General features: G+C 40.4%; 15 protein-coding genes and 1 rRNA gene. All 16 read right to left on the bottom strand.

All coding sequences use genetic code 11. The features are described 5' to 3' along the window. Positions 1-90, bottom strand: a 16S ribosomal RNA gene (locus KW850_RS29255); the annotation flags it as partial. A 347-nt stretch (positions 91-437) separates the two neighbouring features. After that, on the bottom strand, positions 438-1,922 hold the full coding sequence (gene lysS, locus KW850_RS29250) for a lysine--tRNA ligase (RefSeq protein WP_218351203.1): 1,485 nt from the start codon (positions 1,920-1,922) through the stop codon (positions 438-440). Positions 1,923-2,112: 190 nt separating this feature from the next. Beyond that, complete coding sequence (dusB, locus tag KW850_RS29245; protein ID WP_218351202.1) at positions 2,113-3,114, bottom strand: tRNA dihydrouridine synthase DusB; 1,002 nt, start codon at positions 3,112-3,114, stop codon at positions 2,113-2,115. Positions 3,115-3,168: 54 nt separating this feature from the next. Continuing rightward, complete coding sequence (locus KW850_RS29240; protein ID WP_218351201.1) at positions 3,169-3,375, bottom strand: helix-turn-helix domain-containing protein; 207 nt, start codon at positions 3,373-3,375, stop codon at positions 3,169-3,171. Beyond that, on the bottom strand, positions 3,327-3,854 hold the full coding sequence (gene folK, locus KW850_RS29235) for a 2-amino-4-hydroxy-6-hydroxymethyldihydropteridine diphosphokinase (RefSeq protein ID WP_218351200.1): 528 nt from the start codon (positions 3,852-3,854) through the stop codon (positions 3,327-3,329). Before folK ends, KW850_RS29240 begins: the two co-directional genes overlap by 49 nt. Before the next feature lie 2 nt (positions 3,855-3,856). After that, positions 3,857-4,216, bottom strand: a complete 360-nt coding sequence (folB, locus tag KW850_RS29230) for a dihydroneopterin aldolase (RefSeq protein WP_218351199.1) — start codon at positions 4,214-4,216, stop codon at positions 3,857-3,859. Beyond that, a complete protein-coding gene (gene folP, locus KW850_RS29225) occupies positions 4,209-5,051 on the bottom strand; it encodes a dihydropteroate synthase (protein ID WP_218351198.1) in 843 nt (280 codons plus the stop codon). Before folP ends, folB begins: the two co-directional genes overlap by 8 nt. A gap of 106 nt (positions 5,052-5,157) precedes the next feature. Continuing rightward, positions 5,158-6,087 carry a cysteine synthase A gene (gene cysK / locus KW850_RS29220; RefSeq protein WP_218351197.1) on the bottom strand — a complete coding sequence of 310 codons (930 nt, stop codon included), beginning with the start codon at positions 6,085-6,087 and terminating at the stop codon, positions 5,158-5,160. A 147-nt stretch (positions 6,088-6,234) separates the two neighbouring features. Further along, a complete protein-coding gene (locus tag KW850_RS29215) occupies positions 6,235-7,140 on the bottom strand; it encodes a peptidyl-prolyl cis-trans isomerase (RefSeq protein WP_218351196.1) in 906 nt (301 codons plus the stop codon). Between the two features lie 60 nt (positions 7,141-7,200). Beyond that, positions 7,201-8,079, bottom strand: a complete 879-nt coding sequence (gene hslO, locus KW850_RS29210) for an Hsp33 family molecular chaperone HslO (protein ID WP_218351195.1) — start codon at positions 8,077-8,079, stop codon at positions 7,201-7,203. A gap of 21 nt (positions 8,080-8,100) precedes the next feature. Continuing rightward, positions 8,101-8,880, bottom strand: a complete 780-nt coding sequence (locus tag KW850_RS29205; RefSeq protein ID WP_218351194.1) for a type III pantothenate kinase — start codon at positions 8,878-8,880, stop codon at positions 8,101-8,103. 109 nt (positions 8,881-8,989) lie between these two features. Continuing rightward, positions 8,990-10,927, bottom strand: coding sequence for an ATP-dependent zinc metalloprotease FtsH (gene ftsH, locus KW850_RS29200; RefSeq protein WP_218351193.1), 1,938 nt, complete (start codon positions 10,925-10,927; stop codon positions 8,990-8,992). A 106-nt stretch (positions 10,928-11,033) separates the two neighbouring features. Then, positions 11,034-11,579 carry a hypoxanthine phosphoribosyltransferase gene (gene hpt / locus KW850_RS29195; protein ID WP_218351192.1) on the bottom strand — a complete coding sequence of 182 codons (546 nt, stop codon included), beginning with the start codon at positions 11,577-11,579 and terminating at the stop codon, positions 11,034-11,036. A gap of 24 nt (positions 11,580-11,603) precedes the next feature. Continuing rightward, positions 11,604-12,989 carry a tRNA lysidine(34) synthetase TilS gene (gene tilS, locus KW850_RS29190; protein ID WP_218351191.1) on the bottom strand — a complete coding sequence of 462 codons (1,386 nt, stop codon included), beginning with the start codon at positions 12,987-12,989 and terminating at the stop codon, positions 11,604-11,606. Between the two features lie 189 nt (positions 12,990-13,178). Beyond that, the gene (locus KW850_RS29185) at positions 13,179-14,207 is read right to left on the bottom strand and encodes a serine/threonine protein kinase (RefSeq protein WP_218351205.1); all 1,029 of its coding nucleotides are present in this window, start codon (positions 14,205-14,207) and stop codon (positions 13,179-13,181) included. Beyond that, positions 14,176-14,913 carry a VWA domain-containing protein gene (locus KW850_RS29180; protein WP_218351190.1) on the bottom strand — a complete coding sequence of 246 codons (738 nt, stop codon included), beginning with the start codon at positions 14,911-14,913 and terminating at the stop codon, positions 14,176-14,178. Before KW850_RS29180 ends, KW850_RS29185 begins: the two co-directional genes overlap by 32 nt. Between the last annotated feature and the right edge of the window lie 26 nt (positions 14,914-14,939).

Below are 14,939 nucleotides of genomic sequence, written 5' to 3'. Positions count from 1 at the left end.
CAGGAGCAAGCTCCTATTGATTCGCTCGACTTGCATGTATTAGGCACGCCGCCAGCGTTCGTCCTGAGCCAGGATCAAACTCTCCAAGAAAGTTGATTAGCTCATTTGTTACGTTGGCTTAGCTTCATAATTGAAGCTAAAAGTTATTGTTTGTTTGCACGATTTTGTTTGTTTAGTTTTCAAAGATCAATTACTCAATCGCCTTAAAGCGACTTTATTATCTTACCAAGTTATCAACCGAAAGTCAACAACTTTTTTAACTTCTTTTTTCAATCCGTTACTGTCTCGCAGCAACAGATATTAATATACCACCATTAAAAGCCCAGTGCAATAGTATTTATTATATTTTTATTAAAAAGTGAAAGTAAAAATATTCTAACTCTTCATTATCAAAGTCATTGAAAAAGGTGCCGGGGTTGCCGGCACCTTTTTTGATATTATTTATGTCGCATAAGCGGGAATAATAGTACGTCACGGATGGATGGCGAATTAGTAAGCAGCATTACTAAGCGATCAATTCCAATCCCTAGTCCACCTGTAGGCGGCATACCATACTCTAAAGCTTCAACAAAATCGTCATCCATCATATGAGCTTCATCATTACCTTGTTCACGCTCTTTTAATTGCGCTTCAAATCGTTCTCTTTGGTCAATTGGATCATTCAGCTCAGTAAATGCATTTGCATGTTCGCGAGCGACAATGAACAATTCAAAACGGTCCGTGAATCGTGGGTCCTCATCATTTTTCTTTGCAAGTGGTGAGATCTCCACAGGGTGTCCATAAATAAAGGTAGGCTGAATTAACTTTTCCTCTACCTTTTGCTCAAAAAACTCATTCACAATGTGACCATAAAGCATGTTGTTATTAATTTCAACACCGTGTTCTTTAGCAAGTTCACGTGCTTCTTCAACACTCATCTCTTTCCAGAAGTCTGCACCTGTGTATTCTTTAATTGCATCCACCATGTGAAGTCTCTTCCATTCAGGTTTCAGATCCACTTCATAATCACCATACTGAACAGTCGTTGAACCAACTACTTCTTGGGCAATATGAGCAATTAAATTCTCGGTGAGACTCATGATATCACGATAATCTGCATAAGCTTCATAGAGTTCAATCATCGTGAATTCAGGATTGTGACGGGTCGAAACACCTTCGTTCCGGAATACTCGGCCAATTTCATACACCTTTTCCAGTCCGCCCACGATCAAGCGCTTTAAGTGCAACTCAATCGCAATCCTCATAAATAATGGCATATCAAGTGCATTGTGGTGGGTAATAAATGGACGTGCTGAAGCTCCACCTGCGATGGAATGCATCATCGGAGTTTCTACTTCTAAGTAACCGTGATCATCTAAATAACGACGCATGGATTGGATAATACGGCTTCTTGCAATAAAAGTAGCCTTGCTTTCCTGACTCATAATTAAGTCCAAATAACGCTGGCGGTAGCGCTGTTCTACATCCTTTAGTCCGTGGAATTTGTCAGGGAGCGGGCGCAAAGCTTTTGTTAAAAACACAAAGTCTCCCACTTTTACGGATAATTCGCCTACTTTTGTTTTAAAAAGTGTTCCCGTGACTCCAATAATGTCACCTAAGTCTGCGGAATCGAAAAGATTATAGTTTTCTTCGCCTATTGCATCTTGTCGAACATATACTTGAATTTGTCCCGTTAAATCTTGAAGATGCGCGAAGCCGGCTTTCCCTTTTCCACGCTTCGTCATAATTCGGCCAGCTAAAGAAACAGAAACATTTTTGGCTTCAATCTCTTCTTTTTCTAATTCCCCATACCGCTCAACCAATTCTTTTGTGCTGTGAGAACGGTCAAAACGCTTCCCGAATGGATCTAGACCATTTTCGCGCATGGTATTCATTTTTTCACGTCTGACCCTTAATTGGTCATTTAAATCTTCCTGACTCATAAAATCCACTCCAATTATCTTTTATTATGTAAAATGCTTTAATTAAGGCAATTCCATTTTTCTTCATACTTTATTATTTTACACAAACTTATACTTTCAGACATCAAAAAAATCTTAATAAAATAAAAACTGCCAGTTTTTTCACTGGCAGCATCCAATTAGTATAGAAAAGACACCTTAAGTGACAAATTTAACCTACAATCAATTGACTTTGTTCTTTTACTTCCACTTCTGCAACTAAACCATTTAATAATGTCACTAAATGATCTCTCGTTTCACATTCATTAATGGCATTACGCACTATGGCGTTGCCGCGTACCCCTTTTAAATACCAGGCAGTATGCTTACGCATTTCGCGAACGGCAATATTTTCATTTTTAAGAGCAATTAAACGATCTAGGTGAAGGATACATACATCAATTTTTTCTCTCACCGATGGCTGCGGCATTAAGATACCCGTTTCTAAATATTGAACGGTGCGATAGATCATCCATGGGTCACCTAGAGCAGCTCTTCCAATCATTACCCCGTCTACGCCTGTTTCATCAAGCATGCGTTTCGCATCTTGTGGTGTCTGAACGTCACCATTACCAATCAACGGAATATTTAGGTTTTGCTTTACTTCACGAATAATATCCCAGTTTGCTTTCCCCTCATACATTTGAACACGCGTTCGTCCATGCAAGGAAACAGCCTTTCCTCCGGCACGTTCTACGGCCTGGGCATTTTTTACGGCAAAAATATGCTCTTCATCCCAGCCCATCCGCATTTTTACAGTAACAGGTTTTTCAACTTCCGCTACTACCGCAGAAACCATCTCATAAATTTTATTCGGGTCAAGCAGCCACTTTGCCCCAGCATCACATTTCGTAATTTTTGGAACAGGGCAGCCCATATTAATATCGATAATATCGGCATTGGTATTTTGATCAACAAACTTAGCCGCTTCGACAAGTGTTTTCTTTTCACCGCCAAAAATTTGCAAACTTAACGGTTTTTCACGCTCATCGATATATAGCATATTCATTGTTTTTTCGTTTTTATAAACAATCCCTTTATCACTTACCATCTCTGCACAAACTAAACCAGCGCCAAACTCTTTTACCGTTAACCGGAATGCCGAGTTGCACACACCAGCCATCGGAGCTAGTACGACGGGATTCTTCATTTCAATATCGCCAATTTTCAACATAAACCTACCTCCTACTCTTCTTGGCATTATTCATAAATGGACACATTCCCACGTTTATTCCTTCGGCGTCAGGTCATCTAATGTGATTTTTAAAGATTCCGCAATCCTTTCAAGCAAATCAGCAGCAGGAAGTCGGTTCCCTCTTTCAATTTCGCCTAAAATTGATACTGATACACCTAGTTGCTTCGAAAAACCTTCTTGTGTAAAGCCCTTTAACTTCCGATAGGCTCGAATACGTCTTCCCCATTTTTCCGCTTCCATATTCGGACTCCTTCTTTATTTGGTAATTCTTCTAACGAACCCTCAAGTAATTTATTTATCTCCGAACATTGTTTGTCCTGATATATTTCTAAAAGTGGAATAATTACAAACGCCCGTTCTAACATCCTTGGATGTGGAACGATAAGCTTATCGCTTTCAATATTTTCTTGGTTAAAGGTAAGAATGTCAAGGTCTATTGTTCGCGGGCCCCACTTAATTTCCCTTTTTCTCCCAAGTTCTAATTCGATTCCTAAACATAAATCAAGTAAATCAAGGGGATTCAGTGCTGTCTGAATCTCTATTACCATATTCAAAAATAAGTCCTGATCTTCATAGCCAATCGGATCCGTCTCATAAACAGAGGAGTAATTTACCAATTGAATACCAGAATAACTTGTTAATCTTTTAATCGCACTCGCTATATTAGCATAACGGTTTCCTATATTCGAGCCAAGGGCAATAAATGCTGTGTTTTCCACTTTTATCTTCTCCTTGTAATTTCTACTGCAACGGACCTGTAATGGCCTGGAATCGGCGGATCCGGCTTAATTACCGTGACAGTAACCTCAGATACGAGTGGGAACCCATTCAAAATAGTAGCCGCAATTTTTTCTGCGACAGCTTCGACCAATTTATAAGGATTCCCCTCCACTATTTCTTTACAGACTTGGTAGAGATCAGCATAATTCACTGAGTACTCCAGTTCATCGGTTTCTCCTGCCTTTTTTAAATCAAGGGAAACTGCTAAATCTACTGCAAATCGCTGCCCCAACCGTGTCTCTTCTGGAAAAACACCATGGTATCCGTAAAACTCCATTCTATTGACGTAGATTTTATCCAATCATTTCACCCTTTCCCATCAGGGCATCCATCATCTTAGCCATTCTGCTCATTTCTTTCACATCATGAACACGGATAATATGGCAGCCTTTTTGGATACCGTAGCAAATGGTTGCTCCTGTACCTTCCATTCTTTCATGAACGGGAAGATCCAAAGCTTGGCCAATCATCGATTTTCTGGATGTTCCTAGCAATACTGGGTAGCCTAGTTTCACAAATGTATCTAGATTCTGCATCGTTAACAGATTTTCTTGATAATCCCTTGCAAACCCGATTCCCGGGTCGAGGATAATCTGTTCATCCTTAACCCCTGCCTTTTTAACGATGGCAATACTTTCATAAAGGTCATTGATGACGTCTCTCATAAATACCTGATAGTTTGGGTCGTGACGATTATGCATGAGCACAATCGGAACACCGTAGGCAGCAGCAACTTGTCCCATCTTGTCATCCGCTTTTGCCCCCCATACATCATTAATCAGATGGGCCCCCGCTTCAATCGCCTGCTTTGCCACTTCTGCTTTATACGTATCAACCGATATCGGGACTTGGACATGTTCAGAAATCGCCTTAATAATGGGAATTACCCGCTTGAGCTCCTCCTCGGCAGGGACAGTTGCAAAACCTGGCCGTGTCGATTCACCGCCAATATCAATAATATCTGCTCCATTTGCCACCATTTCTTTTGCTCGTTCAACTGCAATGTCAACATGATTGAACTTACCGCCATCCGAAAAGGAATCTGGAGTAGCATTTAAAATGCCCATGATAATGGTCTTTTTACTACTATCCAAGGTATATGGCCCACATTGGATTTGTTCTAGAGATGTTTTCATACCTTTTCCTCCTTATCCAGCCTTTTTTTCACTTCTATTATCATACATGAAATCTCAATTAGATTACAAAAAAAGAAGCACCGGCAAAGCCGACGCCTCTCAATGATTATTCTGCTTCGTATTGGTAAAGCGGTGTGCTTAAATAACGTTCGCCGTTATCTGGAATAATCGCAAGCACCTTTTTCCCTTTTCCAAGTTCTTTAGCCACTTTTAAGGCAGCGTGAATTGCTGCTCCTGAAGAAATACCTCCAAGAATACCTTCTTCTCTTGCTGCACGGCGTGAAGCTGAGAATGCATCTTCTGCAGCAACTTGAATAATTTCATCATAGATATTTGTATTTAAAGTATCAGGTACAAAACCGGCACCAATACCTTGAATTTTGTGTGGACCTGGTTTACCACCCGATAAGACTGGAGAATCCGTAGGTTCTACTGCATAAATTTTAACATTTGGAAATTTCTCACGGAGGACTTCGCCTGCACCAGTGATAGTTCCGCCTGTTCCAATACCAGAAATAAAACCATCTAATTGATCCATTTGTTCTACAATTTCTTTACCTGTTGTTCTTCTATGAACTTCAGGGTTTGCTTCATTTTTAAATTGTTGCGGCAAGAAATAACCGTGTTCTTGAACGAGTTCTTCTGCCTTAGCAATTGCGCCCTTCATGCCGGCAGGTCCTGGTGTTAACACAAGCTCTGCACCGTATGCACGAAGTAGATTCCGACGTTCCAAACTCATCGTTTCAGGCATTACAAAGACAGCTTTGTAACCTTTTGCTGCAGCAATCATCGCAAGTCCAATTCCAGTATTTCCGCTCGTAGGCTCAATAATGGTATCAACACCTGGTTTGATTAAACCTTGCTCTTCCGCTGCTTCAATCATAGCTAAAGCGATACGATCTTTTACACTGCTGCCAGGGTTAAAATATTCCAGCTTCAGATATACCTCAGCACTATTTTCATCTACTAATCTGTTTAATTTAACAATTGGCGTTTGGCCGACTAATTCGGCAACTGAATTTGCAACACGCACCATTAAGAGCACCCCTATTCCGAGTAAATTGATTGGATTTATATTATTGAATTTACCAGTTTCGTATTGAGTTTGTCAATCGTTTTGTTTACGTATTTTTACAATATTCCAAATTTACTTATTCTAACTGTGTACAGAAAAAGCACAGAATCACTCTGTGCTTTCGTTTCCTTTTTGACCATAAAACCATTTGACCTTGGCATCATCCCAAAATGTAGTGGCAGATGCAGGTGATTTCATTTGTTCAAGAGCAATTTGCCTGCGAATTTGCTCCTTTACATCGGCAAAGGAATATTTTTTCCCACCGATCTTTCCTTCTAACTTAAGGATGGCATAACCTTCGTCCACTTTGATTGGGGTACTGTATGCTTCTTTCTTCAATTCTTTCGCGATTTCGATATATTGACGGGGATAACGCTCATCCCCTTCACTAATATACCCTATATCGCCGCCCTTATTTGCAGAAAACTCCTCAATCGATCGTTCCATTGCTAACGTTGCAAAATCCGAACCCTGATCTAACTCTTGCAAAGCCCTGTCCGCTTCTTCTAGTGTACCCACAACAATATGTGATAAATGATAGGCAGCTGGTACATTAAATAAGTCTTCGTTTTTTTGATAATAACTTTTGAGTTCACTGGTTGAAACTTCTACATCTTTCGTTAAAAGTTCCTCTAAAAGAAGGTTGCTGCGGATTTGTTCCTTCCACTTTTTCTCATCTTTGATCGTCTGTTTATTAAATATATTCGTAGTCGATTGCAGCATTCTAAATTCGCGGTCGACATCTTGGCTGGGCACTTTTATATTATATTTTGCAGCCATTTCTTCTATGACCTTTTGATCGACCATTTCTTTTAAAACATCTTTACCATATCTTGATTCGAGCTCATTTAACCAATCTTGTCGTAGGATCGTCTTTTTTCCAATGGTCGCTACTGTCTCATCATTTATGACCGTACCGCCTGCCATATTAGCCTTTGATAGAAAAAAAGCGATTGTTAGGCAGTTCACCAATATCAGGGCGGCAATCACCATCCAAAGTTGCTTCCTTCCCAATCTCTCTCCTCCCATCACTTCCCAATCTCTCTCCTCCCATCAGAAAAGGGCAAGCACCCGCTACTTCGCTTCTTTTTTAAGCTCTTCTAGTTCATCCCTTGTAAAAAGGTATTTTTCATTGCAAAAATGACAATGTGCCTCAGCCTGGCCATCTTCTTCAATCATTGCCGTAATCTCTGCCGCCCCTAAACCAATAATGGCGTTAGCGAATCGTTCTTTGGAGCAATTACACATAAAGCCCACCGGCATCGTTTCTAGAACCTTTACTTGTTCTTTTCCAAAAAGTTCTTCTAGAATTTGCTCCGGTGTTAATCCTCTCTCAATTAATTTCGAGATAGGCTCAATCGTTTTTAGGCGCTCCTCTAGTTTTGAAATAATGGGATCCGGTGTGCCCGGCATTAATTGAAAAATAAAGCCGCCTGCTGCCAAAATCGTATCATCCGGGTTCACTAAAACACCTACCCCAACGGAAGACGGCACCTGCTCAGAGGTAGCAAAGTAATAAGTGAAATCTTCACCTAATTCTCCAGATACAAGTGGAACTTGACCAGAAAAAAAGTCGCGTAATCCGATATCTTTGACGACAGCTAGCATACCGTCTGTCCCAACGGCACGACGGACGTCCAGCTTGCCATGTTCATTTGATTCAAAATCCACCTCTGGGTTTGTTACGTAACCCCGGACTTCCCCTTTTGCATTACTATCTACAACAATTGGTCCTAGTGGGCCGCCGCCATTAATTTTAATCGTTAATTTATCCTCACCCTTTAGCATCGCACCCATCATCACGCCTGCAGTCAATGTGCGGCCAAGTGCAGCGGATGCCGTTCTCCAGGTTTGATGACGCCTTTGTGCCTCCGTCACGGTATCTGTTGTGCGAACGGCAAAGGCGCGAATATTTCCATCATAAGCAAGTGCCTTTACAAGATAATCATTCATTGTTAAACCCCTTTCTAGCTGTTATTCCTTAGGTTGTCCTATGTTCCTTTTATAGATAAGCTGTAATCCTTTTAAAGTTAAAAATGGGTCGACAACATCAATAATGGTTGATTCTTGAGCAATTAAATTGGCTAAACCACCGGTCGCAATGACGGTAGGCCTTTTCTCGCCTTGCTCCATCATCCGTTTTACAATCCCCTCGACTTGTCCTACATACCCGTAGACAATACCAGCCTGCATGGCTGCCACCGTATTTTTGCCAATTACACCTTCTGGACGGGCAATTTCTATTCTCGGCAGTTTGGACGCTCGCGAATAAAGCGCCTCTGTTGAAATACCCACTCCTGGGGCAATCGCACCACCCATATATTGACGTTCCTCATTCACATAACAATACGTTGTGGCTGTACCAAAATCGACAATAATCAGCGGACTTCCATATTCATGAATTGCAGCTACGGCATTAACGATTCGGTCAGCACCCACTTCTCTCGGGTTTTCATATTTTATGTTCAAACCTGTTTTGATTCCTGGGCCAACAACAAACGGTTTAATGTGAAAATACTTTTGGCACATTCTTTCTAGTGCAAACATGATTGGTGGAACCACCGAAGAGATAATGATACCGTCAATATCGGAAAAAGAGAGGCCAGCATGATCGAACAATGCTTTAATGTTCATTCCAAACTCATCTTCTGTGCGGTTTCTATTGGTCTCCACACGCCAGTGATATTTAAGCTCATCCCTATCATACACACCTAACACAATATTGGTATTTCCTACATCAAATACGAAAATCAAATCTATCACTCACTTTTCAGATTATTCTCTTCTATACTGAAAACATAATACCATATATCAGTTTAATCCTGAAAAAAAAAGAGCGCTTCAATGAAGCACTCTTAACCATTTATTGATTATCTAATTCGTCAGAAGAGGGTTGAGACTCAAGCTCTTCCTTTTTCTTATTGATGTTGACCTTCACATCATCTGTTTTTTTCGGGCCGATTTTTACAGCTTCTAAAGCTTGATTAGGTTCTGGCATACGGCCATGGTCAACCAAGTATTTAATCTGTTCAGCCACAAGTGTTTCCACTTCAAGTAATGTTTTCGCAATAAGATCAAGCTTATCACGATTTTCAGTAAGAATAACTCTCGCTCTTTCATAACATTCTTTAATAATACGTTGAACTTCCAAGTCGATTTCGTAGGCAATTGCATCAGAATAATTCTGTTCATTATGAATGTCACGGCCTAAGAATACCTGACCACCTGAACCTTGACCAAACTGAAGCGGTCCGAGCTTATCACTCATACCATATTCGGTAACCATCTTACGAGCAATTCCTGTAGCACGTTGGAAATCGTTGTGGGCTCCAGTACTTACTTCCCCAAACACAATCTCTTCGGCGACACGCCCGCCTAATAAGCCAACAATTTTATCAAGCAATTCTGGCTTCGTCATAAAGTAACGGTCTTCCCTCGGAAGCATAACAGCGTATCCGCCTGCTTGACCGCGTGGTACGATCGTAACCTTATGGACCATATCTGCTTCATCAAGTACTAACCCGATGACCGTATGTCCGCCCTCATGGAAAGCAACAATATTTCGTTCTTTTTCGGAAATAACGCGGCTCTTTTTAGCTGGACCGGCAATGACGCGGTCAGTTGCTTCATCAATGTCTTCCATATCGATTTTCTTCTTACTGCTGCGGGCTGCTACTAAAGCCGCCTCATTCAATAAGTTTTCTAAATCAGCACCCGAGAAGCCAGGTGTACGCATCGCAATGTTTTTCAAGTTTACAGATTCGTCTAATGGTTTATTACGCGCATGAACTTTTAGAACAGCTTCACGTCCAATAACATCCGGACGATCTACAGTAATTTGTCGGTCAAAACGACCGGGACGTAATAACGCAGGATCTAATATATCTGCACGGTTTGTAGCAGCAATAATGATAATTCCTTCATTTGCCCCAAATCCATCCATTTCAACAAGCAATTGATTCAATGTTTGCTCACGTTCATCGTGTCCGCCGCCTAACCCGGCGCCACGCTGACGTCCAACTGCATCAATTTCATCAATAAAGATTATACATGGTGCATTTTTCTTAGCGTTTTCGAATAAATCACGCACACGGGAAGCCCCAACCCCGACAAACATTTCAACGAAATCAGAACCACTTATCGAGAAGAATGGAACGCCTGCTTCACCTGCAGTTGCACGAGCAAGCAATGTTTTACCAGTACCTGGAGGACCTACTAGCAGGACCCCTTTAGGAATCCGGGCACCCAGTTCTGCAAACTTCCGTGGATCTTTTAAAAATTCAACGACTTCTACTAATTCTGCTTTTTCTTCATCCGCACCGGCTACATCTCTAAAGCGGACTTTTTTCTTATCATCGTTATAAAGCTTTGCCTTGGATTTACCAAAGTTCATTACACGGCTGCCGCCGCCTTGTGCTTGGTTTAATAAGAAGAAGAATAAAATAAAGATAATCACAAACGGAATAATCGATGTAAAGAACGTCACCCAGCCGCTTGTTTCCTTTGCAGGCATTACTTCTACCTTTGAATCAGCTTTATTAATTTTGTTAATAATTTCTTCACTGTTTGGAATATACGTTATGAATTTTTTTTTCGTTTCCAACTCACCACGAACTTCATAAACCCCTCGTTCAGGCTGCATGGAGAACGATTTTACTTCGCCATTTTCTAATTGGGTAACAAACTTATCATATGAAATATGATCTGTCGGTTCATTGCTTCCATTAAAGAAACTCACCACGCCAATAATGACTAAAAATATCAATAAATAAAAGATGGTATTACGGAAGATCCGATTCATCTCTTACCTCCTCCCACGATAGACAAACTATATTAAATGGTATCATAGAAAATCTTACAAATTCAAGAAATTACACTCATTTGCAATCTAACTTAAAACTTTATCCTTAGAGATTATCGCTGTATACTTCCGGTTTTAGGACACCAATGTATGGAAGGTTTCGATATTTTTCAATATAATCCAAGCCATAACCGACAACAAATTCATCTGGCACAATAAAGCCAACATAATCCGCTTTAATGGCACTTTTTCTGCCTGTTGGTTTATCAAGCAGTGTCACAATTTTGATGGATTTTGCTTTCCTATACTTGAATAAGTCAACCAAATAGCTAAGTGTTAGACCGCTATCGATTATATCTTCGATAATGAGAATGTCTCTTCCTTCAACAGATGTATCTAAATCCTTAATAATTTTTACTTCCCCAGAAGAAACAAGTCCGGTTCCGTAGCTGGATACATCCATAAAATCCATTTCAAGATAGCAATCCATACGTTTTAATAAATCAGCCATAAACGGCATAGCACCTTTTAAAACACCAATTGCGAGCGGAAATTTATCTTGGTATTCTTCCGTTAACTGTGCAGCTAATTCTCTGATTTTAGTTTGAATTTCCTCTTCTGATACTAACACCTGTTTAATGTCCTGTTTCATCTAAATGTGCCCCCTAGAAGATCCTTACTTTTGATATGTGAATAGTATATATTGTTGAGCTGTGTAATCTATGCCTTCAATTGAAGATTTTTTTAAACCTGGCAACCAAATAATACGTTCTTTTGTGTCAGTTAGTACTGGCCACATATTTCGTTCTTCAACTGGTACTTTTTGATCAATGAATATCGCCTTTAATTTTTTTGAACCTTGCATCCCCTTTAATGTCATGCGGTCGCCTATTTTTCTAGAGCGAATAATAATTGGCCACTTTATCTTGTTTATACTAAACAATGCAGAATTACCATCTGCCACTGGAATTTCCCCCATTATATATCTGCTACTAATTTTCCCGCCATTCGGCAAGTTAATCACACCAGGCTCTGTCATTTCAAATTGATATGACGACGCCTCGACCGATTGAAATTGGAAGGAAAGGGAATAATAGGAACGGATAACTTTTAAACCATTAGGGAAATCGAGATGACCCGATGGCTGAGGATGTTGAATTAAGAAAAATACTTGATCGATATGTACTGCAGATAAAGAAGCAGGTTTTTCTTTGTAAAGATAGTTTAATATTAGTTGAATCCCTCTCCTTTGTAAAGGTAAAGGCACTTCAAGAAATCGAGTAATGTCAATAGTAATTTTGGACTCTTCCTTTTTTGTGAATACTGTATTCATTTGCTGAATAGTTAATTCCTGAAGAAAGGTTTCATCGCTTGTTAATTCTTCACTAAACCGTTGAAAATGTTCATGGACAAGCGGGTTTTCTTTTTTCAAAAATGGAATGACTTCTTTACGAAACCGATTTCTGCTATAGATTCCTTTTTCGTTACTAGGATCTATTCTCGGGCTAAGGTTATGCTTGTGACAGTAGTCTACAATGTCCGCCCTCTCAACCCCTAAAAACGGACGGAAAATCGTGCCCTTATGAAACGGGCGGCTAAACGGTATACCTGCACGGGCAAGACCTGCACTACCTCTCGTTACCCTCATCAGCATCGTTTCCATTTGGTCATCGCCATGATGTGCCAGCGCTAAAAATGGATACTGATACTTTTCCATGATTTCTGAAAAAAACTCATACCTGACATCTCGTGCCGCAATTTGCGAACTTTTACCTGTTTTCTCCATTATTTTCGGGACATTAACCCTAGTCATTTCAAACGGAATGCTATGCTGTTCACAAAAATTTCGAACAAAAAGCGCATCCTCATAAGACTCCTGCCCCCGAAACATATGGTCTACATGCGCCACAACAAGGGAAATACCTTCCTTCTCTTTTTCCGTGAGTAGATAGTGGAGCAGTGCCAGTGAATCTGGCCCTCCTGAAACACCAATAACCATTTTTTTTGAGGTTAACTGAAATCCTTGGTGATGGAGGAAGGCCTTGACTTTAGTTTCTAACATAATATTGCTCTCTTCCTTAAACCAAAGTTTAAAACTTAATTACCGCAAGAATAACCTTAGTCTACCACTTTTAAGAATAAAGTATCAAAGCATTGGTATTGCAAAATGCCTAGAAATTTTTCCTATTCATTTCCGCAAATTTAGACGTATAAATCTTATACGGATGACTTAGGAAATAGTTTCAAACATTTATAGTAATTTATTAAATGTATACCATGCATATAAAAGACCTAATATGATTGCGATTAACCAAAATTCCATCCAGCCACTTTTTTTCTTTTTTTTACGGTAGTGCTGTCTTGTTATCGGCCGAGTTGCCACTGAACTTGTTGGAGGGTGCTGTTTTTGTTTTTGTTGTTGTGCCGGTTTGCTCGTTCCAGCAGTCTTTGCAGAAAGCGGGTCAGGCATTTTTTTATCAATCATGAGATTTAAAAGGTCAGCCCTCATTTGTTTTGCGCTGCTATAATGGCCTTGAAGTGCTTTTACAATCACCTTTTCCCATGCCAATAACTCTGGCTTCTGACGAATAGCTTCCCTTATTTGAGAGATCCCCCCCGTTGTTTTCGTCAAACGTTTCGGATAGGCGGTATTAATCATAATCATTGCCACAGCAAACAAGTCATACGAGGGTTCAGCCTTCCTCGACCCCAGCCCCCAATAACCGCGGTCATAAAACTCAGTAAATTCCTTAATCGCTCTCCCTTGAATCGTGGTTCCGCCAACATCAATACACCTTATTTTAGGCGGGGGGCCGGTGACAATTAAATTTTCTGGCTTTAGGTCACCAAAAACCCAGCCATTTTCATGAAGCTTGTCTAAATCATTTAACAACTGCAAAAATAACACACTTGTCCAGGATCTTCCCTTTTGTTGTAAAAAAGATAAAAAGTCAGGACCTTGTATGTATTCCATAACATAGAAGGAAATAAGTCCTTGATTACTCTGCCAATCATCGACATCAAGCAAACAAGGCCCAAGGGTTGGGGTTCCCTGGACCTTTGCTAAGGATTTTAGAACATTTACTTCAGAAGTAACCGACATCCCATTATCACTCATTTTTAACGCTACCTGGGTGTTATTATGATTGGCAAGGTAGACCACTCCGTTTGCTCCAAATCCAAGTTCCTTAATGATTGTGTACTTGTTGAAATGCCACTTCCCTGAAATGACGGTTCCTGGGCTAACCTTACATTGATTCTTCAAAGTATGATTCATCATCACGTGAAATAAGGCTCCTTAAGGATTGTTTTTGATCAAATGAGGTTAAAGCTGTCCGTAACGCTGGTCCTGTAGGGGTGATTCCTCCGGTCGATAATTGGGAAAACACACTTGTCAATGTTTGCAGTTTCGGCGTCCAATCCAGCAATTTTTCGACATCTTTCTTTTTCCCGGGAAATACATAAACTGAAAATTGATTATCACCTGTACGGGCGTTTAAGCTTAGAGATAGGTCAAGCAGCGCTTCTTTCACTGTCGGCAGTTTATGTTTCATACTTGCACTTGTATCGACAAGAATCAACACCTCTAATTCGACAGTTTCTCCTAATTCATCCACAACCTCCATCACTTCCCCGCGTTTTTCCGGCGGGAGATCTTCCATTGTTTGAGATCGTCCTAAGATTTGCTGCAATTCTCGGTTTACCACTCCTTGAATCGTTTGATTCATGGCCTTCCGCGTAACCATTTGTACGGTTTGCGATAGTTGCTGAGCGTAGACAATCTGACTTACTCCTCCGCCTGACATCGCAATCCCTTCAATTTCGGTCATCCCTTTTTCATCAATTGTATCCTTTTCCATTACCCCAATGACATTAACAGTAATTCCTTGTTCGTGTGCGAGTGCAGCCATGGCAATCGGATCGTCCCCATGGTTGGAACATCCATCAGTAATCAGTAAGATTTGGCGAATTTTCCCTGTATACATAACCTTCTCCCTCCACTACATGTATT

This window comes from Bacillus sp. sid0103, from assembly GCF_019219025.1.
This window is presented reverse-complemented; position numbering and strand designations above follow the sequence as displayed.